The organism is Kluyvera sp. CRP, assembly GCF_019930565.1.
Classification (GTDB): domain Bacteria; phylum Pseudomonadota; class Gammaproteobacteria; order Enterobacterales; family Enterobacteriaceae; genus Kluyvera; species Kluyvera georgiana_A.
The window spans coordinates 1,691,691-1,718,605 of sequence record NZ_CP082841.1; the positions used below are offsets into that span (position 1 = coordinate 1,691,691).

A 26,915-nucleotide genomic window follows, 5' to 3' on the forward strand; every position below is an offset into this window, starting at 1 on the left:
CGACTCATGTTGTTAAATGCACTGGCAGCGCTTGGACATCGCGGGATTAAGACCATCGCGACGTTTGGGCGAGCTGGGTTAATGTTATTCAATGCCGTTGTCGGCAAGCCGGAATTTCGTAAGCATGCGCCTTTACTGGTGCGTCAGCTCTACAACGTCGGCGTGCTCTCGATGGTTATCATCATTGTCTCAGGCGTGTTTATCGGTATGGTGCTGGGCCTGCAAGGTTACCTGGTACTGACCACCTATAGCGCTGAGACCAGTCTCGGTATGCTGGTGGCGCTGTCGCTGCTGCGCGAACTGGGGCCGGTGGTGGCCGCGCTGCTGTTTGCCGGGCGCGCCGGTTCGGCGCTGACGGCGGAAATTGGCCTGATGCGCGCGACTGAGCAGCTCTCCAGTCTGGAGATGATGGCGGTGGATCCGCTGCGCCGGGTCATTTCTCCGCGCTTCTGGGCCGGCGTCATCTCGTTGCCGCTGCTGACGATTATCTTCGTGGCGGTGGGCATCTGGGGCGGTTCGCTGGTTGGCGTAAGCTGGAAAGGCATTGATGCCGGGTTCTTCTGGTCGGCAATGCAAAATGCGGTGGACTGGCGTCTCGATCTGGTGAACTGCCTGATTAAGAGCCTGGTTTTCGCCATTACGGTGACATGGATTGCGTTATTTAACGGTTACGATGCAATCCCCACTTCTGCCGGAATCAGCCGGGCGACCACCCGTACCGTGGTGCACTCGTCGCTGGCGGTTCTTGGGCTGGACTTTGTGCTGACGGCACTGATGTTTGGGAATTGAGTGAATGCAAACGAAAAAGAGTGAAATCTGGGTCGGTATTTTCCTGCTGGTGGCCCTGCTGGCGGCACTGTTTGTCTGCCTGAAGGCGGCGGACGTTTCGTCGATGAAATCAGAGCCAACCTACCGCATTTACGCCACCTTCGATAACATCGGCGGCCTGAAGGCGCGCTCGCCGGTGCGCATTGGCGGCGTGGTGATTGGCCGCGTGGCGGACATTACCCTCGATCCAAAAACCTATTTACCTCGCGTGGCCCTCGACATTGAAGATCGCTACAACCACATTCCGGATACCAGCTCGCTGGCGATTCGCACTTCCGGTCTGCTGGGGGAACAGTATCTGGCGCTGAACGTCGGTTTTGAAGACCCTGAGCTGGGAACGTCTATTCTTAAAGACGGCGGCACCATTCAGGACACCAAATCGGCGATGGTGCTGGAAGATCTTATTGGCCAATTCCTTTATAACAGCAAAGGCAGCGACAATAAGACTTCAGGCGATGCGCAGGAATCCACAGATGGACATACTGATACGGCGACGCCTGCAACTGGCACGACGAATTAATCTCAGGAGATACTCGACATGTTTAAACGCTTACTGATGGTCGCCATGCTGGTGATTGCCCCGCTAACGGCCGCAACGGCAGCAGACCAATCTAACCCTTACAAGCTGATGAACGAAGCGGCGCAGAAAACGTTCGATCGTCTGAAGAATGAACAACCTAAGATTCGTTCTAACCCGAACTACCTGCGCGACGTGGTCGACCAGGAACTGCTGCCGTACGTGCAGGTGAAATACGCCGGCGCGCTGGTGCTGGGCCGTTACTACAAAGATGCGACTCCGGCACAGCGTGAAGCTTACTTCGCCGCTTTCCGTGAATACCTGAAGCAGGCATACGGCCAGGCGCTGGCGATGTACCACGGCCAGACCTACCAGATTGCCCCGGAACAGCCGCTGGGCGACGCGACTATCGTGCCTATTCGCGTGACCATCCTCGACCCGAACGGTCGTCCGCCGGTGCGCCTGGACTTCCAGTGGCGTAAAAACACCCAGACGGGTAACTGGCAGGCGTACGATATGATCGCTGAAGGGGTGAGCATGATCACCACCAAACAGAACGAGTGGAGCGACCTGCTGCGTACCAAAGGTATTGATGGCCTGACCGCACAGCTGAAATCCATCTCTGCGCAGCCGATCACCCTGGAACAGAAAAAATAATGGCTGAAGAGCTTAGCTGGACGCGCGATGGCGAACGCCTGACGCTGCTTGGCGAACTGGATCAGGACTTTCTGGTGCCCCTGTGGGACGCCAGAAATGAAGCCACGCAGGGCGTTTCGGTAATCGACCTCAATGGCCTTAGCCGCGTCGATACGGCAGGCCTGGCGCTGTTAGTGCACCTGGTTGACCTGATTCATGCCAAGGGCCGCAAGGTACGCCTGGAAGGCGTGAGTGAAAAAGTGGCGACGCTGAAACGGTTGTATAATCTGCCTGAAGGTATGATCCCTTAAAAATTTCAGCACGTTATTGCTGCTAATGTTCCTAAAGCCCCATCAATCTTAACGATGGGGCTTTTTGCTTGTTTAAGACTGCGCCACTTTCCTCTAAGATGTGGGGCTGTTTTCACTCTCAAATGAAATGTGAACCTATGGAAAATAATGAAATTCAGACCGTGCTGATGAATGCACTCTCCCTTCAGGAAGTTCTCGTTTCTGGCGACGGTAGCCACTTCCAGGTGATTGCCGTGGGTGAGATGTTTGAGGGCATGAGCCGGGTTAAGAAGCAGCAGACTATCTATGGCCCGCTGATGGAGTATCTTGCGGACAACCGCATTCATGCCCTGTCGATCAAAGCGTATACCCCGCAAGAGTGGGCGCGCGATCGCAAACTCAACGGTTTTTGAGCCATGGGGAAAGCGGTAACGCTTTCCCGGTGGCGAACGTGAATACTTAACAGAGATTAGATTTGATGGATAAATTTCGTGTGCAGGGGCCAACCCGCCTTCAGGGCGAGGTCACCATTAGCGGCGCCAAAAATGCTGCCCTGCCGATTCTTTTTGCCGCTTTGCTGGCAGAAGACCCGGTAGAGATCCAGAACGTACCGAAGCTGAAAGATGTCGACACCTCCATGAAGCTTCTGACGCAGCTGGGTGCGAAGGTTGAGCGTAACGGTTCTGTATGGATTGATGCCGGCTCGGTCAACGTATTCTGTGCACCTTACGACCTGGTGAAAACCATGCGCGCCTCTATCTGGGCGCTGGGGCCGCTGGTGGCGCGTTTTGGCCAGGGTCAGGTTTCTCTGCCGGGTGGTTGCACTATCGGTGCGCGTCCGGTCGACCTGCACATCTCTGGTCTTGAGCAGTTAGGCGCGGAAATTAAGCTGGAAGAAGGTTACGTCAAGGCGTCCGTCAATGGTCGTCTGAAAGGCGCGCATATCGTTATGGATATGGTCAGCGTCGGCGCGACCGTCACCATTATGACAGCGGCAACGCTGGCGGAAGGGACCACTGTCATTGAAAACGCCGCGCGCGAGCCGGAAATCGTCGATACGGCGAACTTCCTGAACGCGATGGGCGCGAAAGTGACCGGGCAGGGTACCGATCGCATCACCATCGAAGGCGTGAAACGCCTGGGCGGCGGCGTGTATCGCGTCCTGCCTGACCGTATTGAAACCGGCACCTTCCTGGTGGCGGCGGCGATCTCCGGCGGCAAAATTGTCTGCCGCAACGCCCAGCCGGATACGCTGGATGCGGTGCTGGCCAAGCTGCGCGAAGCCGGTGCGGATATCGAAGTCGGCGAAGACTGGATTAGCCTTGATATGCACGGCAAACGTCCGAAAGCGGTGAACGTGCGTACTGCGCCGCATCCGGCGTTCCCGACCGACATGCAGGCGCAGTTCACCCTGCTGAACATGGTAGCGGAAGGAACCGGCGTGATCACGGAAACGGTCTTCGAAAACCGTTTCATGCACATTCCGGAACTGATCCGTATGGGCGCGCGTGCGGAAATCGAAAGCAACACCGCGATTTGTCACGGCGTTGAGCAGCTCTCTGGCGCGCAGGTGATGGCAACCGACCTGCGCGCATCCGCAAGCCTCGTGTTGGCGGGCTGTATTGCTCAGGGCACCACTATCGTTGACCGCATCTATCACATTGACCGCGGCTACGAACGCATTGAAGATAAGCTGCGCGCGCTCGGCGCCAATATCGAACGCGTAAAAGGCGAGTAATCGCCGCCGTTGTTAAACGCCCTCCGGGCCAGGGGGGCGTTCTCCCTCGCTATTCATCTTTCTTTGGCTGGCGCATCGCCTGCGTTCTATCGATAAACTCATGGGTGACCGGATCGTGATATCGTGACGGCCAAATTACCCATGGCTCCGTCTCCAGCACTTTCGCAATAATCACTTCACCCTTAGGCCAGGGGCGTGAGAGTACATTGGCGAGTGTTGATGAACTCAGGCCGTTTTTGCGTGATTCTGCGGCCATTGAAGTGCCTTTTTTGCGCAGCCCGGCAATGATATCCGCCGGGTGCCAGTCGATTAATTTATCCATACTTCCTCCCTGAGAGCGCAGTTTAAATCGTCATGTTGGATGAGGAATGTACTGTAACGTTCTTTCCAGGAAGATTCTAAAAAGTTCGTATAAGTTATGATAAATTAGGAAAACGTCAATTTACAGGCGCTTAATAACGTTATCTGGAGTTTTTGGGAGCTTTCCCGCGCATTGCGCGGGAGAGGGATTAGCGATCGCGTTGGACAGCCATATGAGCGAGACCAATAAGCGCATCGCGCCATTGGGTATCAGGCAGCGGCGCCAGGGCGGCAATCGCTTTATCGGCTTCTTCTTCGGCACGCTGGCGTGTCCATTCCAGCGAGCCGCAGGCGGCCATCGCTTCCAGCACCGGTTCCAGCAGATGTCGGCCATTACCTTGTTCGATAGCGCCACGAATCAGCTGCGCTTGTTCCGGCGTGCCGTTGCGCATGGCATGCAGCAGCGGCAGCGTTGGTTTGCCTTCGTTGAGGTCATCGCCAACGTTTTTCCCCAGCGTTTCGCCATCGGCGCTGTAGTCGAGCAGGTCGTCGATCAGTTGGAAGGCGGTACCCAGGTAGCGGCCATAATCCTGTAAACCTTTTTCCTGCTCCGGCGTACAGCCAGCCAGCAGACCGGAACATTGGGCGGCGGCTTCGAACAGACGCGCGGTCTTGCTGTAGATCACACGCATGTAGTTCTCTTCGGTGATGTCCGGATCGTTGACGTTCATGAGCTGAAGGACTTCACCTTCTGCAATGACGTTGACCGCTTCAGACATGACTTCCAGCACCTTCAGCGAACCGAGGCTGGTCATCATCTGGAAGGCGCGGGTATAGATAAAGTCGCCAACCAGCACGCTGGCCGCGTTGCCAAAGGCGGCGTTGGCTGTGGCCTTGCCGCGGCGCATGTCGGACTCATCAACGACGTCGTCATGCAGGAGCGTCGCGGTATGAATAAATTCGATTAACGCGGCAATCTTGACGTGGGCGTTCCCCTGATAGCCAACGGCACGGGCGGCCAGCACGGCGATCATAGGACGAATCCGTTTTCCGCCACCGCTAACGATGTAATAGCCTAGCTGGTTGATCAACTGGACGTCCGAGTTGAGCTGCTCAAGAATCGTCGCATTGACTCCCGCCATATCCTGCGCGGTTAACTCATTGATTTTTTGTAAATTCATCGCAAAAGCCGGGCTTAATGTCCTGTTTACCACTTATCCATACGGGATAACGAAGGTTTTACGTTAGAGTTGTAGCTACGATTGTACTGAAAAAACGCGACAGATAAACGTTGCCGTGCGCGTTGTGTTTTTTTTCTGCATCTATTGATGGTAGCACTTGTCAAAGGCTCGCGTTTTGCGTAATATTCGCGCCCTATTGTGAATATTTATAGCGCACTCTGAATCACACGAAGATGTGCGCGGAAGCGGAGTTTATATGTACGCGGTTTTCCAAAGTGGTGGTAAACAACACCGAGTAAGCGAAGGTCAGACCGTTCGCCTGGAAAAGCTGGACATCGCAACTGGCGAATCTGTTGAATTCGCTGAAGTTCTGATGATCGCAAACGGTGAAGAAGTCAAAATCGGCGTTCCTTTCGTTGATGGCGGCGTTATCAAAGCTGAAGTTGTTGCTCATGGTCGTGGCGAGAAAGTTAAAATCGTTAAGTTTCGTCGTCGTAAACACTACCGTAAGCAGCAGGGCCATCGTCAGTGGTTCACTGATGTGAAAATCACTGGCATCAGCGCTTAAGTTAAGGGGAGCAGATTAAATGGCACATAAAAAGGCTGGCGGCTCGACTCGTAACGGTCGCGATTCAGAAGCTAAACGTCTGGGCGTAAAACGCTTCGGCGGTGAAACAGTTCTGGCTGGTAGCATCATCGTTCGTCAACGTGGTACCAAATTCCACGCTGGCTCCAACGTTGGTTGCGGCAAAGACCACACTCTGTTTGCTAAAGCAGACGGTAAAGTGAAATTTGAAGTTAAAGGTCCGAATAACCGTAAATATATCAGCATCGTTGCTGAATAAGTTATTCGCGTCCCGGTAACGGATAAAAGCCCCGCAACACGTTGCGGGGCTTTTTACATTCGACGCCAGGTAAATGATGGTCTGTAGCGCTGTTTCAGGGTAGGAAATCCGGTATGAAGCAACAGGCGGGCATAGGTATTGTGTTGGCGCTCACCACGGCGGTTTGTTGGGGAGCATTGCCAATTGCGATGAAGCAGGTTCTGGAAGTCATGGAACCGCCTACCGTCGTTTTCTACCGCTTTCTGATGGCGAGCTGTGGTCTGGGGCTCATCCTGACCTGGAAGCGCAAGCTGCCGTCCCTGCGGCTCTTCCGTGACCCGCGTTGGCTGGTACTGCTGCTGATCGCCACCGGCGGGCTGTTTGGCAACTTCGTGCTGTTTAGCTCATCGCTTCAGTATGTTAGCCCAACGGCGTCACAGGTGATTGGCCAGCTTTCTCCCGTTGGTATGATGGTAGCAAGCGTCTTTATCCTCAAAGAGAAGATGCGCGGTACGCAGATTATTGGCGCGACCATGCTGATTTGCGGGCTGGTGATGTTCTTTAACACCAGCCTGATCGAAATTTTTACCCGCCTGACCGATTACACCTGGGGCGTTATCTTTGGTGTCGGTGCGGCGATGGTCTGGGTGAGTTACGGCGTCGCGCAAAAGGTGTTATTGCGGCGGATGGCGTCACAGCAGATCCTCTTTTTATTGTACACTTTATGTACGATTGCACTACTGCCGTTAGCGAAGCCTGAGGTTATCGGGCAACTGAGCGACTGGCAGTTAGCCTGTCTGATCTTTTGTGGTCTGAACACACTGGTCGGCTATGGGGCGCTGGCGGAAGCCATGGCGCGCTGGCAGGCGGCACAGGTGAGCGCGTTAGTCACACTGACTCCGCTGTTCACTCTGTTATTTTCAGATTTATTATCAATGGCCTGGCCCGATTTCTTCGCCAGACCGATGTTGAACCTTTTAGGTTACCTCGGTGCGTTTGTCGTGGTTGCGGGCGCGATGTATTCCGCCATTGGTCATCGTCTTTGGGGGCGGTGGCGTAAGCGTGAAGCGGTTGTTCCGTTACCCCGCGCAGGCGAATGATTTACGGAGAGTAAAATGAAGTTTGTTGATGAAGCAACGATCCTGGTCGTAGCAGGTGATGGCGGTAATGGTTGCGTGAGCTTCCGCCGTGAAAAATATATTCCGAAAGGCGGCCCGGACGGCGGTGACGGCGGTGACGGCGGCGACGTATGGATGGAAGCCGACGAGAACCTGAACACCCTGATCGACTACCGTTTTGAAAAATCCTTCCGCGCTGAGCGTGGTCAGAACGGCGCAAGCCGCGACTGCACCGGTAAACGCGGTAAAGACGTGACCATCAAGGTACCGGTCGGTACGCGTGTTATCGATCAGGGCACCGGTGAAACCATGGGCGACATGACCAAACACGGTCAGCGTCTGATGGTGGCTAAGGGCGGTTGGCATGGTCTGGGCAACACCCGTTTTAAATCGTCCGTAAACCGTACCCCGCGTCAGAAAACCATGGGTACCCCGGGCGACAAGCGCGATCTGCAGCTGGAGCTGATGCTTCTGGCGGACGTGGGGATGCTGGGGATGCCGAACGCCGGTAAATCGACCTTTATCCGCGCCGTCTCCGCAGCGAAGCCGAAAGTGGCGGACTATCCGTTTACCACGCTGGTGCCGAGCCTTGGCGTGGTCCGCGTCGATAACGAGAAGAGCTTCGTCATTGCCGATATCCCGGGGCTGATTGAAGGCGCATCCGAAGGCGCGGGCCTCGGTATTCGCTTCCTGAAGCACCTTGAGCGCTGCCGCGTGCTGCTGCACATCATCGATATCGATCCGATCGACGGCTCCGATCCGGCTGAGAACGCGAAAATCATCATTGGTGAGCTGGAGAAATACAGCGAGAAACTGGCGAATAAGCCACGCTGGCTGCTGTTCAACAAGATTGACACCATGGACAAAGCGGAAGCCGAAGCTAAAGCTAAAGCGATTGCGGAAGCGATGGGCTGGGAAGACAAGTACTATCTGATTTCCGCGGCAAGCCAGGTGGGTGTCAAAGACCTGTGCTGGGACGTGATGAACTTCATCATTGAGAACCCAATTGCTCAGGAGGAAGAAGCGAAACAGCCAGAGAAAGTTGAGTTCATGTGGGACGATTACCACCGTCAGCAGCTTGACGAAGTCGCCGCAGAAGCTGAAGACGAAGAGTGGGACGACGATTGGGATGAAGACGACGAAGAAGGCGTTGAGTTCATCTACAAGCGTTAATCCTCGTGCCGGATGGCGACGCTGACGCGTCTCATCCGGACAGGAATATTCAACGGGCCGCAAATGCGGCCCGTTTTGTTTATATGTGACGTAGGCCGGATAAGCGCAAGCGTCATCCGGCAGCATCACTATCAGTTGTTCTGATAGATGTCTTTGTACAACCGACTCTCAAATCGCACCAGCGGAATACGGCGGTTACGCTGATCGGCTGGCGGCACCGCGTAGCCCGACAGATACTGCACAAAGGCCATACGCTGCCCGCTGGCGGTGGTGATGAAGCCTGCCAGGTTATACACACCCTGCAGTGAGCCGGTTTTTGCCGAGACTTTGCCATCGACGCCCGCCTGATGCAGGCCCGCACGGTACTGGAGCGAACCATCATGGCCGGCAAGCGGCAGCATCGAGATAAAGTTCAGCTCGTTATCATGCTGGGCGATGTACTGTAGCGCTTGCATCATCGTGGCTGGCGAGATCAGATTGTGGCGCGACAGGCCGGAGCCGTCGGCGATAATCGTGTTGCCAAGATCGACGCCTGCCTGCTGGCGCAGGATCTGCCGCACCGCATCGGATCCCGCGCGCCAGGTGCCCGGGACGCCAAAGCGCGCATGGCCAATCATGCGGAACACGGTATCGGCAATCATGTTGTCCGATTTTTTCAGCATGATCTTCAGCAGGTCGTGCAAAGGTGCCGACTGCTTACTGGCGATTACCGTACCCGGCTCGTTGACCAGCGTCTGGCGTAGCAGCGTACCGGTGTAGGTTATGCCTGCCTGCTTCAGCTCGTCTTTGATGATCGCCCCGGCATAGCTGGCGCCGTCCTGAATGGCAAATGCCAGCGGTAGCGGGTCAGCACGCTGCGGCAGACAGCCGGTGAGCGTGTAGCGGTTGAGATCGCCGGGGACGACGTCCAGCTCACAGTACTGTGCATCCGGCGAGCCTTTCGCCAGCGTCCGCACCTGGCTGAACATAACTACTGGGTAGTAGGAGGCGATACGAATAAACGCCAGATCGTTTGCCTTCTGCGCGCTGTAGAGCGAAATGGAGAAGCAGTTACGGTCGACGATCGCTGCCGCCGGCGGTGCGCTAAAGCACTGGGTCATGTCGTTCCATGGCCAGCCCGGCGCTTTATCGTGGCTGGCAAAGATCGAGGTATCGATCAGGACGTTGCCGTCGATAGTTTGTACGCCGGATTTTTTCAGCGTCGCCACCATATTACGAATATCCTGGCGTCTTAGCGTCGGATCGCCGCCAAATCGCGCAATCAGGTCGCCTTTTAGCGTACCGTTATCGACGCTGCCTTTGGTCTCAAGCGTGGTGGTAAAACGGAAATCAGGGCCAAGTTGCAGCAGGGCCGCCAGCGCGGTGAGCACCTTCTGGGTACTGGCCGGTAGCGCCATCTGCTGGCCGTGGTAATCAATCAACGGCGCGGGTGCGCCCACTTTCTGCACCAAAAGCGCGAGGTTGGCCCCGGCGGGAAGCTGATTGATATACTCATCAACATTCGCGGCCTGAACGCTAAACGCTATACTGGTGGTCAATCCGATGATAAATCTGGAAAATCGCATAATCTCGCGCTAACAACCTGGAAACAAGCCGTCATACTACGGCCCAACGCCCTGTAAAGTAAACGATGACCCGTAGTGAACTTCGGGGTAAAATGCGTATCAAATTAAAAATTACTGCTGACCTGGGGCTTCGCACCCGGGTCGGTTTTCTTTTGCTTCTGGCCTGGTGTTGATAGCGACCCAGGCGGGCTTAGCGGCCGGAGCGGGGCGAACCGCTCCCTACAGGAATGTTTAAGAGGTATAACAATGCAAGCTATTCCGATGACCCTTCGTGGTGCAGAAAAACTGCGTGAAGAACTGGACTTTCTCAAGTCTGTACGTCGCCCAGAAATCATTGCGGCCATCGCCGAAGCACGCGAGCACGGCGACCTGAAAGAGAACGCGGAGTACCATGCTGCTCGCGAACAGCAGGGATTCTGCGAAGGCCGTATCAAAGATATCGAAGCGAAACTGTCTAATGCGCAGGTTATCGACATCACCAAGATCCCGAATAATGGCCGCGTTATCTTTGGTGCGACTGTGAAGGTGTTGAATCTGGATAACGATGAAGAACAGACCTACCGCATCGTGGGCGATGATGAAGCGGACTTCAAACAGAACCTGATTTCTGTGAACTCGCCGATCGCCCGTGGCCTTATCGGTAAGGAGCAGGACGACGTAGTCACCATCCGTACACCGGGCGGTGAAGTTGAGTTCGAAATCATCGCAGTGGATTATCTGTAAATTTTGTTCAACACTGAAAATGTTGACTGAGTGTAAAGATAAGAAAAAGGCCGCATAGCGGCCTTTTATCAAGCATAAGAGCGTGGCATGTTGCTAGCCCTCGTAAAGAAAAACCCTCATTTAACACAATGTTGTGTCAGAAATTAGGATATTCTTAACGTGGCAGCGAGATTTTGCGTTCTTTACCAGGGCGATAAAGCACCAGCATTTTACCGATGACCTGTACGTTACAGGCGCCGGTTTCGCGCACGATAGCGTCCACGATCAAGGTTTTGGTCTCGCGATCTTCCGAGGCGATTTTCACCTTGATAAGTTCATGGTGCTCTAACGCTTGTTCAATCTCGGCCAGTACCCCTTCGGTCAAACCATTGTTGCCAAGCATAACTACCGGCTTGAGCGGATGTGCCAGACCTTTCAGGTGCTGTTTTTGTTTAGTACTCAGATTCATCGTATATTTTTGCTTACGTTGGGATTGAAAACGGGTCATTCTACCGCCATCTCCCATATATCGCCAAATGGCGCGTAGAAATTTACGCCAAAAGGCTACGATGAACTGTCCCGATGGGAATGTTAAATGACAGGTAAAAAGCGTTCTGCCAGCTCAAGCCGCTGGCTTCAGGAACACTTTAGCGATAAATATGTTCAAGAGGCACAGAAAAAGGGGTTACGTTCCCGTGCCTGGTTTAAACTTGATGAAATACAGCAAAGTGACAAACTTTTTAAGCCGGGGATGACGGTTGTCGACCTCGGTGCTGCACCGGGTGGCTGGTCACAGTACGTGGTCACGCAGATTGGTGGTAAAGGCCGCATTATTGCTTGCGATCTTTTACCTATGGATCCAATCGTTGGTGTGGACTTCCTTCAGGGCGATTTTCGTGATGAACTCGTCATGCAGGCATTACTGGAACGCGTAGGTGACAGTAAAGTACAGGTTGTCATGTCAGATATGGCACCAAACATGAGCGGAACGCCGGCGGTTGATATCCCCCGGGCCATGTATCTGGTGGAACTGGCGCTTGAAATGGCTCGTGATGTGCTAGCGCCAGGCGGAAGTTTTGTAGTGAAGGTGTTCCAGGGCGAAGGCTTCGATGAGTATCTAAGGGAAATTCGCTCCCTGTTTACGAAGGTTAAAGTTCGTAAGCCGGACTCTTCGCGTGCGCGTTCACGTGAAGTGTACATTGTAGCGACCGGGCGAAAATCATAGACGGTGGTTTTTCAAACGAAAGTTTGAAAGAAACTGGATATAGAGTATCCTGACGCTGTTTTTAACACAGTTGTAATAAGAGGTTAATCCCTTGAGTGACATGGCGAAAAACCTAATACTCTGGCTGGTCATTGCCGTTGTGCTGATGTCAGTATTCCAGAGCTTTGGGCCCAGCGAATCGAACAGCCATAAGGTGGATTATTCTACCTTCCTGCAAGAGGTCAATAACGACCAGGTTCGCGAAGCGCGTATCAACGGACGTGAGATCAACGTTACCAAGAAAGATAGTAACCGTTACACGACTTACATCCCGGTTAACGATCCGAAGCTGCTTGACAACCTGCTGACGAAAAACGTCAAAGTGGTTGGCGAGCCGCCAGAAGAGCCGAGCCTGCTGGCTTCGATCTTCATTTCCTGGTTCCCGATGCTGCTGCTGATCGGCGTCTGGATCTTCTTCATGCGTCAGATGCAGGGCGGCGGTGGCAAAGGCGCCATGTCGTTCGGCAAGAGCAAAGCGCGCATGCTGACGGAAGACCAGATTAAAACCACCTTTGCCGACGTTGCAGGCTGCGACGAAGCGAAAGAAGAGGTGGGTGAGCTGGTTGAGTATCTGCGCGAACCGAGCCGCTTCCAGAAGCTGGGCGGTAAAATCCCGAAAGGCGTCCTGATGGTCGGCCCTCCGGGTACCGGTAAAACGCTGCTGGCGAAAGCGATCGCTGGCGAAGCGAAGGTGCCGTTCTTTACGATTTCCGGTTCTGACTTCGTGGAAATGTTCGTCGGTGTCGGCGCATCTCGTGTGCGTGACATGTTCGAACAAGCTAAGAAAGCGGCACCGTGCATCATCTTCATCGATGAAATCGACGCCGTCGGCCGCCAGCGTGGCGCTGGTCTGGGCGGTGGTCACGATGAACGTGAGCAGACCCTGAACCAGATGCTGGTTGAGATGGACGGCTTCGAAGGTAACGAAGGTATCATCGTTATTGCGGCAACTAACCGTCCGGACGTACTTGACCCGGCGCTGCTGCGTCCTGGCCGTTTCGACCGTCAGGTTGTGGTTGGTCTGCCGGACGTTCGCGGTCGTGAACAGATCCTGAAAGTACACATGCGTCGCGTACCGCTGGCGCCGGATATCGACGCGGCAATCATTGCTCGTGGTACCCCTGGCTTCTCCGGTGCAGACCTGGCGAACCTGGTGAACGAAGCGGCGCTGTTTGCTGCTCGTGGTAACAAACGCGTTGTGTCGATGGTTGAGTTCGAAAAAGCGAAAGACAAAATCATGATGGGTGCGGAACGTCGCTCCATGGTGATGACGGAAGCGCAGAAAGAATCCACCGCGTACCACGAAGCGGGCCACGCGATTATCGGTCGCCTGGTGCCGGAACACGATCCGGTACATAAAGTGACCATCATTCCGCGCGGTCGTGCGCTGGGTGTGACCTTCTTCCTGCCTGAAGGCGACGCAATCAGCGCCAGCCGTCAGAAACTGGAAAGCCAGATCTCCACCCTGTACGGCGGTCGTCTGGCGGAAGAGATCATCTACGGTGCCGAACATGTTTCTACCGGGGCGTCGAACGATATTAAAGTCGCGACTAACCTGGCGCGTAACATGGTGACTCAGTGGGGCTTCTCCGACAAACTCGGTCCGCTGCTGTATGCGGAAGAAGAGGGCGAAGTATTCCTGGGCCGCTCTGTAGCCAAAGCGAAGCATATGTCCGATGAAACCGCGCGTATCATCGACCAGGAAGTGAAGGCGCTGATCGAACGTAACTACGGTCGTGCGCGTCAGTTGCTGAACGACAACATGGACATTCTGCACGCAATGAAAGATGCGCTCATGAAATATGAGACCATCGATGCGCCGCAGATTGACGACCTGATGGCTCGCCGCGACGTGCGTCCGCCAGCGGGTTGGGAAGAACCGGGTTCGTCCAACAGCAACAACTCTGGCAGCACCGGCAAGCCGAGTGCACCGCGTCCGGTTGATGAACCGCGCGCGCCGGACTCTGGCACCATGTCAGAGCAGCTGGGTGACAAATAAGCTCTCCCTCGTGGAAGACTGTGCATCATCTGAAACCCTGGGGCTTGCCCCGGGGTTTTTTATATTGAAGAAATAGATAACAAAAGGATTCGCTATGAAACTCACCGCCCAGGGCTCTATCCTGGATCTCTCTCATCCGCACGTGATGGGGATCCTCAACGTCACGCCGGACTCCTTTTCCGACGGCGGCACGCACAACACGCTGGTTGAGGCGGTGAAACATGCAAATCTGATGATTAACGCCGGGGCGACGATCGTCGACGTGGGGGGGGAGTCTACCCGTCCGGGCGCACTGGACGTCAGCGTTGAAGAAGAACTCGACCGTGTGATCCCGGTAGTGGAAGCCATCGCTCAGCGTTTTGAAGTGTGGATCTCCGTCGATACCTCCAAACCGGAAGTGATCCGAGAGTCCGCCCGCGCCGGCGCGCATATCATCAATGATATCCGTTCACTGAGTGAACCGGGCGCGCTGGAGGCGGCGGCCGAAACCGGACTTCCCGTTTCGCTGATGCACATGCAGGGCAATCCGAAAACCATGCAGGACGCGCCGAAATACGACGATGTCTTTGCTGAAGTGAACCGTTATTTCGTCGAACAAATTGCTCGCTGCGAGCGGGCGGGAATCTCAAAAGATAAATTGTTGCTCGACCCGGGGTTCGGTTTCGGTAAAAATCTCTCTCATAACTATGCATTACTGGCGCGTTTGTCAGAATTCCATCATTTCGGCCTGCCGCTGTTCGTGGGAATGTCGCGCAAATCGATGATTGGTCAGCTGCTAAACGTGGGGCCGTCGGAGCGCCTTAGCGGCAGCCTGGCGTGCGCGGTGATTGCTGCCATGCAGGGCGCGCATATTGTTCGCGTCCACGACGTCAAAGAAACTGTTGAAGCGATGCGTGTGGTTGAGGCCACCCTGTCTGCGAAGGGAAATAAACGTTATGAGTAATCGCAAATATTTTGGTACCGATGGGATCCGTGGTCGCGTAGGCGATGCGCCGATCACCCCTGATTTCGTCCTGAAGCTGGGTTGGGCGGCAGGCAAGGTGCTGGCAAGCCACGGCTCACGCAAAATCATCATCGGTAAAGACACCCGTATCTCTGGCTATATGTTGGAATCCGCGCTGGAAGCGGGTCTGGCGGCGGCGGGGTTGTCGGCCTCGTTCACCGGCCCAATGCCTACGCCTGCGGTCGCTTATCTGACTCGCACCTTCCGCGCCGAAGCTGGCATCGTTATCTCAGCATCGCATAACCCGTTTTATGACAACGGCATCAAGTTCTTCTCTATCGACGGCACCAAGCTGCCGGACGAAGTTGAAGAAGCGATTGAAGCCGAAATGGAAAAAGAAATCACCTGCGTGGACTCCGCCGAGCTGGGCAAAGCCAGCCGTATCGTCGACGCAGCGGGTCGCTACATTGAGTTCTGCAAAGGCACCTTCCCGAACGAACTGAGCCTGAATGGCCTGAAAGTGGTGGTCGACTGCGCCAACGGCGCGACCTACCATATCGCGCCGAACGTGCTGCGTGAGCTGGGCGCGACCGTTATTGCCATTGGCTGCGAGCCGAACGGCGTGAACATTAACGAAGAAGTGGGCGCCACTGACGTACGTGCGTTACAGGCTCGCGTACTGGCAGAAAAAGCCGATGTTGGCATCGCGCTCGACGGCGACGGTGACCGTGTCATCATGGTTGACCACCAGGGTCACAAGGTCGATGGCGACCAGATCATGTATATCATCGCCCGTGAAGCCCTGCGCCAGGGCCAACTGCGCGGCGGCGTGGTCGGCACTCTGATGAGCAACATGGGGCTGGAAGTGGCGCTTAAGCAGCTGGGTATTCCGTTTGCCCGGGCGAAAGTGGGCGATCGCTACGTGCTGGAAAAAATGCAGGAGAAAGGCTGGCGCATTGGCGCGGAAAACTCTGGCCACGTGATTCTGCTGGACAAAACCACCACCGGTGACGGCATTGTTGCCGGCCTGCAGGTGGTCGCCGCCATGGTGCGTAACCACATGAGCCTGCACGATCTGTGCAGCGGCATGAAAATGTTCCCGCAGGTGCTGGTCAACGTGCGCTACACCGATGGTAAATCTAACCCGCTGGAAAGCGATGCGGTGAAGACGGCGGCCCTTGAAGCGGAAGCCGCGATGGGTAACCGAGGCCGCGTGCTGCTGCGTAAATCCGGCACCGAGCCGCTGATTCGTGTGATGGTGGAAGGCGAAGACGAAGCGCAGGTCACCGAGCTTGCCCATCGTATTGCTGATGCGGTAAAAGCGGCTTAAGCCGTGACCTAAGTGACTAAAAAGGCGGCGCTTGCCGCCTTTTTATTGCAGACAATGCGTTGTTTTGCTGTTTTTTTCCGCAGTTGATACAATGTGTGGAAATTGCCCTTGCGAAGGTCATTCGCTTTGGTTAGTATTCACACCCGCTTCAGTGGGAAACTTAAATGTCCCGCTTAATTGGTCGAAGCACTTGGTACGCGGTGTCCCCGCAAGGAACAGGTTGATTATGTACGAAGCTCTTTTAGTTGTTTTCCTTATTGTAGCGATTGGCCTTGTGGTCCTCGTTATGCTGCAGCAAGGTAAAGGCGCTGATATGGGAGCCTCCTTTGGAGCAGGCGCTTCCGCTACACTGTTTGGTTCTAACGGTTCTGGTAACTTCATGACCCGTATGACTGCTGTGTTCGCGACGCTGTTCTTCATCATCAGTCTGGTTCTGGGCAACATCAACAGCAACAAGACCAATAAAGGAAGCGAGTGGGATAACCTGACTGCACCGAAGACTGAGCAAACCACTCAGCCAGCGGCTCCGGCTCAGCCGACCAGCGATATCCCACACTAAGTATTCTGTACCGAGGTGGTGGAATTGGTAGACACGCTACCTTGAGGTGGTAGTGCCCTAACGGGCTTGTGGGTTCGAGTCCCATCCTCGGTACCAATATTCCGAAAAAAAGACGCTGAAAAGCGTCTTTTTTTTCGTCTGTAGAAAACGGGCCTAGTCGGCTTTCGGGAAATCAACGACCGTATCATTTACCCGGTTCACCATATTGGTGAACAGAATCGCGCTGACGGCGCTGATAATCTCAATCACCTGCTGGTCGTTAAAACCGGCCTGCTTCAGCGCGGTGACGTCCGCTTCCGGCAGCGTGCCGGTGGTGCTCACCAGCGTTTGCGCGAATTTCACCAGCGCATCAAGTTGCGCGTCTTCCTTATAATCTCCTCGGCGCAGCGCGTGGATCTGCTCGCCGCTGAAGCCCGCTTTTTTCGCCATCAGCGTGTGGGCTGCCAGGCAGTAATCACAGCCGGTGGCTTCACTGACCGAGAGATTAATCGCCTCCAGTTCCCGGGCGCTCAGGCTGCCTTTATGCAGCATCGCATTGTGTGCCAGTGCCTGCTGTAACGCTGCCGGGGAGTGTCCGCCGATGGTCAGGTAGGCATTTGGCACTTTGCCCATCGCTTTTTTGATCCCACTAAAAATCTCAGCGGCTTTTCCGGTGGCGTCTTGTTCACGAATCTCTGCTAAACGGCTCATGGTCTACTCCTGTTGTTCGAGGGTTTGTTGTGGCATGGGGACATCTTAGGTCACGACGGCGTGGTAGACTGGCCCTCTTCGTCTCATCTTTTTGTCTTATCGTCTCAGGAGTCGTATGGACAGTCTTAGCCATCTCTTAATGTTGCTGGCGCCGCGCTGTGAAGTGAACTTGCACTGCCGCTTTGGCGGCCGCTGGCAGGCGGGACACAATCAGATGCGGGCGGGCGTGGTTCCCTGGCACTTTGTGCTCAGCGGCGAAGGGCGGTTAACCGTCGGCAAAGAGACGCGACAAATGCGTGCGGGCGATGTGATTATGCTGCCGCACGGCTCGCCGCATCTGATGGAAAGTCTGGTGGAGTGGGGGCAGGTATTGCCGGTCGCTCATCGCTTTAACGGCACGCTGACCGAGATGCGTACCGGCTCTGATGGCGATGCGCTGGAAATGCTGTGCGGTGAATTCTATTTCGGCCCCCACGTGAGCTGGCTGTTTACGGAGGAAACCGAACTGGTTCATCTGCATACCGATGAACGCGAGGATTGCCCGGAACTGGAAACGCTGTTGAACGTGTTAGTTCGTGAAAGCCTGGCAGAACATCCCGGTGGCAGCGCTATTGTCCGTAGCCTTGGGGATACGCTGTTGGTGCTGATGCTGCGCACGCTGCTGGGGGCGGAAGAACCGCCAGCCGGTTTACTGCGTCTGATGAGCGATGAGCGGCTGATGCCCGCGGTGCTCGCCGTGCTGGCGACGCCGGAGCAGCCGTGGACGCTGGAGAGTATGGCGGCCAGAGCGTTTTTATCCCGCGCGACTTTCGCCCGTCATTTTGCCCGCGCCTATCATTTGACGCCGCAGGCCTGGCTAACGCAGCTACGTATGGCGTTGGCAGCTCGATTACTGCATCAGGACCGCCAGGCTCGCCTGGAGGTGATTGCTGAGCGCTGTGGTTTCCAGTCGCTGGCCTCATTCTCGAAAAGTTTTAAAAAGCACTACGGCCTGACGCCGGGCGAATGGCGGCGCCGTTAATGGTCGCCAACTCAAGGCACAAAAAAGGCCGCTTACGCGGCCTTTTGCATCAACGATGCGGGCTTATTTGCCTTTGTTTTCCAGATTCTCAACCTGCGGCAGACCGGTCGCAGAAGAGGCGGTCAGTAGACCCGCTTTCGCGTAGCCGAACAGCTTCTCACGGGTATCGGTAATGTCCAGATTACGCATGGTCAATTGGCCAATACGATCGTCCGGTGAGAACACGGACTCGCCTTTCTCCATAGTCAGACGCTCAGCCTTATAGGTCAGGTTGTCAGACACGGTGTTCAGGATGGAGTAGTCGTTGCCGCGACGCAGTTCCAGCGTCACTTCACCGGTGATCTGGCTGGCGACCCAACGTTGCAGGCCGTCACGCAGCATCAGCGCCTGCGAGTCGAACCAGCGGCCCTGATACAGCAGTTTACCCAGCTGACGACCATGAGAATGATACTGTTCGATGGTGTCTTCGTTGTGAATACCGGTCAGCAGACGCTCGTAAGCGATGTGCAGCAGCGCCATCCCCGGGGCTTCATAGATGCCGCGGCTTTTCGCTTCAATGATACGGTTTTCGATCTGGTCGCTCATGCCCAGACCGTGACGGCCGCCGATGCGGTTCGCTTCCAGCATCATCTCAACATCATCGCTGAAGGTTTTACCGTTCAGGGCTACAGGGTGGCCCTGCTCGAAGCGGACGGTCACTTCTTCCGCCGGGATCTTCACGCTCTCGTCCCAGAACTTCACGCCCATAATCGGGTTGACGATCTTGACGCTGGAGTTCAGGAACTCGAGGTCTTTCGCTTCGTGCGTCGCGCCCAACATGTTGGAGTCGGTGGAGTAGGCTTTTTCGACGGACATTTTGTAGTCGAAGCCGCAGGCGATCATAAATTCAGACATCTCATGACGGCCGCCCAGCTCATCGATAAAGTCGGTATCGAGCCATGGTTTGTAAATCTGCAGCTCGGCGTTGGTCAGCAGGCCATAACGATAGAAACGTTCAATATCGTTGCCTTTATAGGTGCTGCCGTCGCCCCAGATGTTCACGCCGTCTTCTTTCATGGCGGCAACCAGCATGGTGCCAGTCACAGCGCGGCCCAACGGGGTGGTATTAAAATAGGTCAGGCCGCCGGTGGTGTTGTGGAAGGCGCCACACTGAATAGCCGCGATGCCTTCGGCAACCAGCTGTTTACGGCAGTCGATCAAACGAGCGTTCTCTGCGCCATATTCCATTGCACGACGAGGAATCGCATCATAATCATCTTCGTCTGGCTGGCCCAGGTTTGCAGTATATGCATAAGGGACAGCGCCTTTTTGTCGCATCCACAGCAGCGCTGCGCTGGTGTCGAGACCGCCAGAGAAGGCGATACCAATACGTTGACCTGCCGGAAGATGCTTGAGAATCGTCGTCATAAAGTAAAACCCTGCGTGATTGACTGAAGGAGAAATCGCGTTTCGCTGTCAGTGAATTTTTATGCAAAATAAATGAGTTTTCATTTAATCATGTTTTGTCATGGACCGGAAGGGATTCATGCATTTTTATTCAAAAAATCCGCGTCGGCAGCGAAGGTTACCAGCATTACCCTACCGCGATCTGCAGCGCATTTCTTCTGCATAGAATGTGAGGTTGACAAGCTGTGAGCCACATCACTATACTACAGGTCGATTTTACGTCCCGTCCTCGGTACCAAATCCCAGCATTATTTGCATTTTTTACTCAAAACGCGTAAAATTTGCCACGTTTCAGGCGCGGGGTGGAGCAGCCTGGTAGCTCGTCGGGCTCATAACCCGAAGGTCGTCGGTTCAAATCCGGCCCCCGCAACCACTTTCCCTTAGAGTTCATTTTCAAATATACTGTGAAGACTTAGGCCTTCGTAGCTGGATTTGAAAAAAAATTCTTTCGGAAGGTTCTCCAGGCCGCAGTTGCGGCTATAGGGTTCAGTTATCTAAAGCCCCGATTTATCGGGGTTTTTTGTTATCTGACTACAGAATAACTGGGCTTTAGGCCCTTTTTTTATGTCTTGGGGGTGGGTTTGTCCACATTAGAGCAAAAATTAACAGAGATGATTACAGCGCCGGTTGAAGCCCTGGGCTACGAACTGGTCGGCATCGAATTTATTCGCGGTCGCACATCCACACTGCGCATCTATATTGATAGTGAAGATGGCATCAATGTTGATGATTGTGCTGATGTGAGCCACCAGGTAAGCGCGGTGATGGACGTCGAAGATCCTATTACTGTGGCTTACAACCTGGAAGTTTCCTCTCCGGGCCTCGACCGTCCTATGTTCACCGCTGAACACTATGTGCGTTTCCTGGGTGAAGAGGTGACGCTGGTCCTGCGCATGGCGGTACAGAACCGTCGTAAGTGGCAGGGCATTATCAAAGCGGTAGACGGTGAGATGATCACTGTGACAGTCGAAGGCAAAGATGAAGTGTTCGCGCTGAGTAACATCCAGAAGGCGAACCTGGTTCCCCACTTTTAACAGTCTGGATTGAGGTGAAAGGCCCCGATGAACAAAGAAATTTTGGCTGTTGTTGAAGCCGTCTCCAACGAGAAAGCGCTGCCGCGTGAGAAGATTTTCGAAGCGCTGGAAAGTGCGCTGGCAACGGCGACAAAGAAAAAATACGAACAGGAAATCGACGTACGCGTTGAAATCGATCGTCGCAGCGGCGACTTCGATACTTTCCGTCGCTGGGTCATTGTTGAAGAAGTGACCCAGCCAACCAAAGAAATTACCCTTGAAGCGGCACGCTTCGAAGATGAAAGCCTGAACGTCGGCGACTACGTTGAAGACCAGATCGAATCTGTGACCTTCGACCGTATCACCACGCAGACCGCGAAACAGGTTATCGTGCAGAAAGTGCGTGAAGCTGAACGCGCGATGGTTGTCGATCAGTTCCGCGACCAGGAAGGCGAAATCGTCACTGGCGTGGTGAAGAAAGTGAACCGCGACAACATCTCTCTGGAAGTGAAATCCGAAGGGATGGCCGGTAACGCTGAAGCTGTGATCCTGCGTGAAGACATGCTGCCGCGTGAAAATTTCCGTCCGGGCGACCGTATCCGCGGCGTTCTGTACGCTGTACGTCCAGAAGCGCGCGGTGCGCAGCTGTTCGTCACCCGTTCCAAGCCGGAAATGCTGATCGAACTGTTCCGCATCGAAGTGCCGGAAATCGGTGAAGAAGTTATCGAAATTAAAGCCGCCGCTCGCGATCCTGGATCTCGTGCCAAAATCGCGGTGAAAACCAACGACAAGCGTATCGACCCGGTCGGTGCTTGCGTCGGTATGCGTGGCGCGCGCGTGCAGGCGGTTTCGACCGAACTGGGCGGCGAGCGTATCGATATCGTGCTGTGGGACGACAACCCGGCGCAGTTCGTGATTAACGCGATGGCTCCGGCTGACGTGGCATCCATTGTGGTTGACGAAGACAAGCACACCATGGATATCGCGGTAGAAGCGGGTAACCTGGCGCAGGCGATTGGCCGTAACGGTCAGAACGTCCGTCTGGCTTCTCAGCTGAGCGGTTGGGAACTCAACGTGATGACCGTTGATGACCTGCAGGCGAAGCACCAGGCTGAAGCGCACGCGGCTATCGATACCTTCACCAAATATCTTGATATTGATGAAGAGTTCGCCACTGTGCTGGTAGAAGAAGGCTTCTCCACGCTTGAAGAACTGGCCTATGTGCCGATGAAAGAACTGCTGGAAATTGATGGTCTGGACGAAGCGACCGTTGAGGCGCTGCGTGAACGCGCGAAAAACGCCCTGACCACTCTGGCACTTGCCCAGGAAGAAAGCCTCGGTGACAACAAACCGGCTGACGATCTGCTGAACCTGGAAGGGTTAGATCGCGCACTGGCTTTCAAACTGGCCGCTCGTGGTGTTTGTACGCTGGAAGACCTCGCTGAACAAGGCGTTGACGACCTGTCTGATATCGAAGGGTTAACCGACGAGAAAGCGGGTGAGCTGATTATGGCTGCGCGTAACATTTGCTGGTTCGGCGACGAAGCGTAATAAACTGTAGCAGGAAGGAACAGCATGACAGATGTAACCGTAAAAAAGCTGGCCGCAGAGATTGAGACCTCGGTAGATCGCCTGGTACAGCAATTTGCTGACGCTGGCATCCCGAAGTCTGCTGACGACTCTGTGTCCGCACAAGAGAAACAAACCTTACTGGCGCACCTGAACCGTGAAAATGGTTCTGCGCCGGATAAGTTGACTTTGCAGCGCAAAACGCGCAGTACTCTCAACATTCCAGGTACCGGTGGGAAAAGCAAATCGGTACAAATCGAAGTCCGCAAGACACGCACCTTTGTGAAACGCGATCCGCAAGAGGCTGAACGCCTGGCCGCGGAAGAGCAGGCGCAGCGTGAAGCGGAAGAGCAAGCCCGTCGTGAAGCTGAAGAAGCAGCTAAACGCGAGGCGCAACAAAAAGCTGAACGTGAGGCCGCAGAAAAAGCTAATCGTGAAGCCGCTGATAAAGCGAAACGTGAAGCTGCGGAAAAAGACAAAGTGAGCAATCAACAGACCGACGATATGACCAAAACCGCCCAGGCTGAAAAAGCCCGCCGTGAAAATGAAGCTGCCGAGCTGAAGCGCAAAGCGGAAGAAGAAGCGCGTCGCAAGCTTGAAGAAGAAGCCCGTCGCGTTGCGGAAGAAGCGCGCCGCATGGCAGAAGAAAACGAGAAGAACGGTGTGGATGCCGCTGAGCCTACTGAGGACACCAGCGACTATCACGTCACCACTTCTCAGCATGCCCGTCAGGCAGAAGACGAAAACGACCGTGAAGTAGAAGGCGGCCGTGGCCGTGGCCGCAATGCGAAAGCTGCGCGTCCGGCGAAAAAAGGCAACAAGCACGCGGAATCTAAAGCCGATCGTGAAGAAGCGCGCGCCGCTGTTCGCGGGGGTAAAGGCGGCAAGCAGCGTAAAGGTTCCGCACTGCAGCAGGGCTTCCAGAAGCCGGCTCAGGCCGTTAACCGTGACGTTGTGATTGGCGAAACCATCACCGTTGGCGAACTGGCTAACAAGATGGCGGTGAAAGGTTCTCAGGTCATCAAAGCGATGATGAAGCTGGGCGCCATGGCCACCATCAACCAGGTCATCGACCAGGAAACCGCACAGCTGGTTGCCGAAGAGATGGGCCACAAAGTTATCCTGCGTCGTGAAAACGAGCTGGAAGAAGCGGTAATGAGCGACCGTGACACCGGCGCTGCGGCTGAACCGCGCGCACCGGTTGTGACCATCATGGGTCACGTTGACCACGGTAAAACCTCTCTGCTGGATTACATTCGTTCCACGAAAGTGGCCTCTGGCGAAGCGGGCGGCATTACCCAGCACATCGGTGCATACCACGTTGAAACCGACAACGGTATGATCACCTTCCTCGACACCCCGGGTCACGCCGCGTTTACCTCAATGCGTGCTCGTGGTGCGCAGGCAACGGATATCGTTGTTCTGGTTGTCGCAGCAGACGATGGCGTGATGCCGCAGACTATCGAAGCAATCCAGCACGCGAAAGCGGCGGGTGTGCCGGTTGTGGTTGCAGTGAACAAAATCGATAAGCCAGAAGCGGATCCGGATCGCGTTAAAAACGAACTGTCCCAGTACGGCATCCTGCCGGAAGAGTGGGGCGGCGAGAGCCAGTTCGTTCACGTATCCGCCAAAGCGGGTACCGGTATTGACGAACTGCTGGACGCTATCCTGCTGCAGGCTGAAGTTCTTGAGCTGAAAGCGGTACGTAATGGTATGGCAAGCGGCGCGGTAATCGAATCCTTCCTGGATAAAGGTCGTGGTCCGGTTGCAACCGTTCTGGTTCGTGAAGGTACTCTGCACAAGGGCGACATCGTTCTGTGTGGCTTCGAATACGGTCGCGTTCGTGCGATGCGTAACGAACTGGGTCAGGAAGTGCTGGAAGCCGGTCCGTCCATTCCGGTGGAAATCCTCGGTCTGTCCGGTGTTCCGGCTGCCGGTGACGAAGTGACCGTCGTTCGTGACGAGAAGAAGGCGCGTGAAGTTGCTCTGTATCGTCAGGGTAAATTCCGTGAAGTTAAACTGGCTCGTCAGCAGAAATCTAAACTTGAGAACATGTTCGCCAACATGACCGAAGGCGAAGTTCACGAAGTGAACATCGTACTGAAGGCCGACGTACAGGGTTCTGTGGAAGCGATTTCCGACTCCTTGCTGAAACTGTCTACCGACGAAGTGAAAGTGAAGATCATCGGTTCTGGCGTAGGTGGTATCACCGAAACCGACGCGACCCTGGCTGCGGCATCCAACGCGATTCTGGTTGGCTTCAACGTTCGTGCTGACGCTTCTGCGCGTAAAGTTATCGAAGCAGAAAGCCTGGATCTGCGCTACTACTCCGTCATCTATAACCTGATCGACGAAGTGAAAGCGGCAATGAGCGGCATGCTGTCTCCGGAACTGAAACAGCAGATCATTGGTCTGGCTGAAGTACGTGACGTGTTCAAATCACCGAAATTCGGTGCGGTCGCGGGCTGTATGGTTACCGAAGGTACCATCAAGCGCCACAACCCGATCCGCGTTCTGCGTGACAACGTGGTTATCTACGAAGGCGAGCTGGAATCCCTGCGTCGCTTCAAAGATGACGTTAACGAAGTCCGTAACGGCATGGAATGTGGTATCGGCGTGAAGAACTACAACGACGTTCGCGTTGGCGATATGATCGAAGTGTTCGAAATCATCGAGATCCAACGTACCATCGCTTAATCTTCGTTTAGATTGCCGATTGTAGGCCGGGGAAGCGAAGCGCCACCCGGCAACTATTTCAAAAGGGGCTGATAAGCCCCTTTTTTGTCTGGAGAATTTATTATGGCGAAAGAATTTGGTCGCCCGCAGCGCGTGGCCCAGGAGATGCAAAAAGAGATCGCAATCATCCTGCAGCGTGAAATTAAAGATCCGCGTCTGGGCATGATGACCACCGTTTCCGGTGTTGAAATGTCCCGCGATCTGGCCTATGCCAAAGTGTTTGTGACCTTCCTGAACGACAAAGATGAAGCGGCCGTCAAAGCCGGCATCAAAGCGCTGCAGGAAGCCTCTGGTTTCATCCGCTCGCTGCTGGGTAAAGCCATGCGCCTGCGTATCGTGCCGGAACTGACCTTCTTCTACGATAACTCGCTGGTCGAAGGGATGCGCATGTCCAACCTGGTGACTAACGTGGTGAAGCATGACGAAGAACGTCGTGTGAACCCGGACGACAGCAAGGAGGACTGATGAGTCGTCCTCGTCGTCGCGGCCGTGATATTCACGGCGTGCTGTTGCTGGATAAGCCGCAGGGCGCATCCAGCAATGATGTACTGCAGAAAGTGAAGCGCATCTACAATGCCAATCGCGCCGGACATACCGGCGCGTTGGATCCGCTGGCGACCGGTATGCTGCCGATTTGCCTCGGTGAAGCGACCAAGTTTTCCCAGTATCTGCTGGACTCCGACAAACGCTATCGCGTGATTGCGCGCTTAGGTCAGCGTACCGATACGTCGGATGCCGACGGGCAGATCGTCGAAGAGCGTCCGGTGACTTTCAGCGATGCGCAGCTGGCAGAGGCGCTTGAGAGCTTCCGTGGCGACACCCAGCAGGTGCCGTCCATGTATTCCGCGCTGAAGTACCAGGGCAAAAAGCTCTACGAATATGCTCGTCAGGGCATTGAAGTGCCGCGTGAAGCGCGCCCGATTACCGTCTACGAACTGCTGTTTATTCGTCATGAAGGGAACGAGCTGGAGCTGGAAATTCACTGCTCCAAAGGCACCTATATTCGTACCATCATTGACGATCTGGGCGAGAAGCTCGGCTGTGGTGCGCACGTGATTTTCCTGCGTCGCCTGGCGGTCAGCAAATACCCGGTCGAGCGTATGGTCACGCTGGAGCATCTGCGCGAACTGGTTGAACAGGCCGAACAGCAGGGCATTCCGGCGGCGGAATTACTCGATCCGTTATTGATGCCGATGGACAGTCCCGCTTCGGACTATCCGGTGGTGAATATCCCTGTAACGTCAGCGGTTTACTTTAAAAATGGTAATCCGGTACGGACGTCAGGCGCGCCGCTGGAAGGCCTGGTGCGCGTGACGGAAGGTGACGAAGGTAAATTCCTCGGTATGGGTGAAATCGATGACGAAGGCCGCGTGGCTCCACGCCGTCTGGTGGTCGAGTACACTGAGTAAGCCAGGTTCTGTGGCTTGCGATAACCGAGCGCTGCGAGTAGAATATCGCGGCTTAACGTCTGCT

The 26,915-nt window shown here is 54.9% G+C and carries 28 protein-coding genes and 2 tRNA genes; 24 read left to right on the forward strand and 6 right to left on the reverse strand.

From position 1 onward, the window contains the following. Nucleotides 1-6 precede the first annotated feature (6 nt). From mlaE to murA, 6 genes are all read left to right on the forward strand, one after another. Entirely contained in the window at nucleotides 7-789 is a 783-nt protein-coding gene (gene mlaE, locus K7B04_RS07940) for a lipid asymmetry maintenance ABC transporter permease subunit MlaE (protein ID WP_163447778.1), read from the forward strand. Nucleotides 790-793: 4 nt separating this feature from the next. After that, nucleotides 794-1,348, forward strand: a complete 555-nt coding sequence (gene mlaD / locus K7B04_RS07945; RefSeq protein WP_163447779.1) for an outer membrane lipid asymmetry maintenance protein MlaD — start codon at nucleotides 794-796, stop codon at nucleotides 1,346-1,348. A gap of 18 nt (nucleotides 1,349-1,366) precedes the next feature. Next, nucleotides 1,367-2,002 (forward strand): phospholipid-binding protein MlaC, encoded by a 636-nt coding sequence (gene mlaC / locus K7B04_RS07950; RefSeq protein WP_223803789.1) that lies wholly within the window; start codon nucleotides 1,367-1,369, stop codon nucleotides 2,000-2,002. Then, nucleotides 2,002-2,292: a lipid asymmetry maintenance protein MlaB gene (mlaB, locus tag K7B04_RS07955; protein WP_223803790.1), complete on the forward strand. Its 291-nt coding sequence runs from the start codon at nucleotides 2,002-2,004 to the stop codon at nucleotides 2,290-2,292. The genes mlaC and mlaB overlap by 1 nt, the downstream gene beginning before the upstream one ends. A gap of 137 nt (nucleotides 2,293-2,429) precedes the next feature. Further along, complete coding sequence (gene ibaG, locus K7B04_RS07960; protein ID WP_064541877.1) at nucleotides 2,430-2,684, forward strand: BolA family iron metabolism protein IbaG; 255 nt, start codon at nucleotides 2,430-2,432, stop codon at nucleotides 2,682-2,684. 65 nt (nucleotides 2,685-2,749) lie between these two features. Continuing rightward, nucleotides 2,750-4,009 carry a UDP-N-acetylglucosamine 1-carboxyvinyltransferase gene (murA, locus tag K7B04_RS07965; RefSeq protein WP_163447782.1) on the forward strand — a complete coding sequence of 420 codons (1,260 nt, stop codon included), beginning with the start codon at nucleotides 2,750-2,752 and terminating at the stop codon, nucleotides 4,007-4,009. 49 nt (nucleotides 4,010-4,058) lie between these two features. Here murA and sfsB read toward each other — a convergent pair whose 3' ends face one another. Together sfsB and ispB are read right to left on the reverse strand one after the other, a co-directional pair. Beyond that, entirely contained in the window at nucleotides 4,059-4,331 is a 273-nt protein-coding gene (gene sfsB, locus K7B04_RS07970; RefSeq protein WP_163447783.1) for a DNA-binding transcriptional regulator SfsB, read from the reverse strand. Between the two features lie 187 nt (nucleotides 4,332-4,518). Beyond that, nucleotides 4,519-5,490: an octaprenyl diphosphate synthase gene (gene ispB, locus K7B04_RS07975; RefSeq protein ID WP_167574952.1), complete on the reverse strand. Its 972-nt coding sequence runs from the start codon at nucleotides 5,488-5,490 to the stop codon at nucleotides 4,519-4,521. Nucleotides 5,491-5,746: 256 nt separating this feature from the next. On the opposite strand from ispB, the gene rplU reads away from it, so the two are divergent. The 4 genes from rplU (at nucleotide 5,747) to cgtA (ending at nucleotide 8,605) form a co-directional block, all read left to right on the forward strand. After that, nucleotides 5,747-6,058 carry a 50S ribosomal protein L21 gene (gene rplU, locus K7B04_RS07980; RefSeq protein ID WP_003025032.1) on the forward strand — a complete coding sequence of 104 codons (312 nt, stop codon included), beginning with the start codon at nucleotides 5,747-5,749 and terminating at the stop codon, nucleotides 6,056-6,058. Nucleotides 6,059-6,077: 19 nt separating this feature from the next. Then, a complete protein-coding gene (rpmA, locus tag K7B04_RS07985) occupies nucleotides 6,078-6,335 on the forward strand; it encodes a 50S ribosomal protein L27 (protein ID WP_064541895.1) in 258 nt (85 codons plus the stop codon). Nucleotides 6,336-6,448: 113 nt separating this feature from the next. Continuing rightward, nucleotides 6,449-7,414 carry a DMT family transporter gene (locus K7B04_RS07990; protein WP_223803791.1) on the forward strand — a complete coding sequence of 322 codons (966 nt, stop codon included), beginning with the start codon at nucleotides 6,449-6,451 and terminating at the stop codon, nucleotides 7,412-7,414. Between the two features lie 15 nt (nucleotides 7,415-7,429). Beyond that, on the forward strand, nucleotides 7,430-8,605 hold the full coding sequence (gene cgtA, locus K7B04_RS07995) for an Obg family GTPase CgtA (RefSeq protein WP_163447786.1): 1,176 nt from the start codon (nucleotides 7,430-7,432) through the stop codon (nucleotides 8,603-8,605). Nucleotides 8,606-8,736: 131 nt separating this feature from the next. Here cgtA and dacB read toward each other — a convergent pair whose 3' ends face one another. Then, nucleotides 8,737-10,170, reverse strand: a complete 1,434-nt coding sequence (gene dacB / locus K7B04_RS08000; protein ID WP_223803792.1) for a serine-type D-Ala-D-Ala carboxypeptidase — start codon at nucleotides 10,168-10,170, stop codon at nucleotides 8,737-8,739. 246 nt (nucleotides 10,171-10,416) lie between these two features. Between dacB and greA the strand changes: the two genes are divergently transcribed. Then, nucleotides 10,417-10,893 carry a transcription elongation factor GreA gene (gene greA, locus K7B04_RS08005; RefSeq protein ID WP_064541914.1) on the forward strand — a complete coding sequence of 159 codons (477 nt, stop codon included), beginning with the start codon at nucleotides 10,417-10,419 and terminating at the stop codon, nucleotides 10,891-10,893. A gap of 154 nt (nucleotides 10,894-11,047) precedes the next feature. Here the strand turns inward: greA and yhbY are convergent, their stop codons facing one another. After that, nucleotides 11,048-11,341, reverse strand: a complete 294-nt coding sequence (yhbY, locus tag K7B04_RS08010; protein ID WP_024133059.1) for a ribosome assembly RNA-binding protein YhbY — start codon at nucleotides 11,339-11,341, stop codon at nucleotides 11,048-11,050. Nucleotides 11,342-11,467: 126 nt separating this feature from the next. Here yhbY and rlmE point away from each other — a divergent pair, with 126 nt between their 5' ends. The 6 genes from rlmE to K7B04_RS08040 all read left to right on the forward strand — a co-directional run bounded on the left by rlmE (nucleotide 11,468) and on the right by K7B04_RS08040 (nucleotide 17,063). Next, nucleotides 11,468-12,097, forward strand: coding sequence for a 23S rRNA (uridine(2552)-2'-O)-methyltransferase RlmE (gene rlmE, locus K7B04_RS08015; RefSeq protein ID WP_064541917.1), 630 nt, complete (start codon nucleotides 11,468-11,470; stop codon nucleotides 12,095-12,097). 100 nt (nucleotides 12,098-12,197) lie between these two features. Further along, on the forward strand, nucleotides 12,198-14,135 hold the full coding sequence (gene ftsH / locus K7B04_RS08020; protein ID WP_163447788.1) for an ATP-dependent zinc metalloprotease FtsH: 1,938 nt from the start codon (nucleotides 12,198-12,200) through the stop codon (nucleotides 14,133-14,135). A 94-nt stretch (nucleotides 14,136-14,229) separates the two neighbouring features. After that, nucleotides 14,230-15,078, forward strand: coding sequence for a dihydropteroate synthase (gene folP / locus K7B04_RS08025; RefSeq protein WP_163447789.1), 849 nt, complete (start codon nucleotides 14,230-14,232; stop codon nucleotides 15,076-15,078). Next, the gene (glmM, locus tag K7B04_RS08030) at nucleotides 15,071-16,408 is read left to right on the forward strand and encodes a phosphoglucosamine mutase (RefSeq protein ID WP_163447790.1); all 1,338 of its coding nucleotides are present in this window, start codon (nucleotides 15,071-15,073) and stop codon (nucleotides 16,406-16,408) included. Before folP ends, glmM begins: the two co-directional genes overlap by 8 nt. A gap of 226 nt (nucleotides 16,409-16,634) precedes the next feature. Beyond that, entirely contained in the window at nucleotides 16,635-16,967 is a 333-nt protein-coding gene (gene secG, locus K7B04_RS08035; RefSeq protein ID WP_064541957.1) for a preprotein translocase subunit SecG, read from the forward strand. Between the two features lie 9 nt (nucleotides 16,968-16,976). Then, nucleotides 16,977-17,063 (forward strand) — tRNA-Leu (locus tag K7B04_RS08040). Between the two features lie 57 nt (nucleotides 17,064-17,120). Here K7B04_RS08040 and K7B04_RS08045 read toward each other — a convergent pair. Then, nucleotides 17,121-17,657 carry a peroxidase-related enzyme gene (locus K7B04_RS08045; RefSeq protein ID WP_223803793.1) on the reverse strand — a complete coding sequence of 179 codons (537 nt, stop codon included), beginning with the start codon at nucleotides 17,655-17,657 and terminating at the stop codon, nucleotides 17,121-17,123. A gap of 115 nt (nucleotides 17,658-17,772) precedes the next feature. Here K7B04_RS08045 and K7B04_RS08050 point away from each other — a divergent pair, with 115 nt between their 5' ends. Beyond that, nucleotides 17,773-18,678, forward strand: a complete 906-nt coding sequence (locus K7B04_RS08050) for an AraC family transcriptional regulator (protein WP_223803794.1) — start codon at nucleotides 17,773-17,775, stop codon at nucleotides 18,676-18,678. A gap of 63 nt (nucleotides 18,679-18,741) precedes the next feature. Here the strand turns inward: K7B04_RS08050 and argG are convergent, their stop codons facing one another. Further along, complete coding sequence (gene argG, locus K7B04_RS08055) at nucleotides 18,742-20,085, reverse strand: argininosuccinate synthase (RefSeq protein ID WP_000207646.1); 1,344 nt, start codon at nucleotides 20,083-20,085, stop codon at nucleotides 18,742-18,744. 335 nt (nucleotides 20,086-20,420) lie between these two features. Here argG and K7B04_RS08060 point away from each other — a divergent pair. The 6 genes from K7B04_RS08060 (at nucleotide 20,421) to truB (ending at nucleotide 26,851) form a co-directional block, all read left to right on the forward strand. After that, nucleotides 20,421-20,497, forward strand: a tRNA-Met gene (locus K7B04_RS08060). A gap of 208 nt (nucleotides 20,498-20,705) precedes the next feature. After that, on the forward strand, nucleotides 20,706-21,158 hold the full coding sequence (gene rimP / locus K7B04_RS08065; protein WP_064541967.1) for a ribosome maturation factor RimP: 453 nt from the start codon (nucleotides 20,706-20,708) through the stop codon (nucleotides 21,156-21,158). Between the two features lie 27 nt (nucleotides 21,159-21,185). Beyond that, nucleotides 21,186-22,688, forward strand: coding sequence for a transcription termination factor NusA (gene nusA / locus K7B04_RS08070; protein WP_106927222.1), 1,503 nt, complete (start codon nucleotides 21,186-21,188; stop codon nucleotides 22,686-22,688). 24 nt (nucleotides 22,689-22,712) lie between these two features. Further along, nucleotides 22,713-25,403 carry a translation initiation factor IF-2 gene (gene infB / locus K7B04_RS08075; RefSeq protein ID WP_163447793.1) on the forward strand — a complete coding sequence of 897 codons (2,691 nt, stop codon included), beginning with the start codon at nucleotides 22,713-22,715 and terminating at the stop codon, nucleotides 25,401-25,403. 102 nt (nucleotides 25,404-25,505) lie between these two features. Beyond that, entirely contained in the window at nucleotides 25,506-25,907 is a 402-nt protein-coding gene (gene rbfA, locus K7B04_RS08080) for a 30S ribosome-binding factor RbfA (protein ID WP_049848849.1), read from the forward strand. Further along, complete coding sequence (truB, locus tag K7B04_RS08085) at nucleotides 25,907-26,851, forward strand: tRNA pseudouridine(55) synthase TruB (protein ID WP_223803795.1); 945 nt, start codon at nucleotides 25,907-25,909, stop codon at nucleotides 26,849-26,851. The genes rbfA and truB overlap by 1 nt, the downstream gene beginning before the upstream one ends. Nucleotides 26,852-26,915 lie beyond the last annotated feature (64 nt).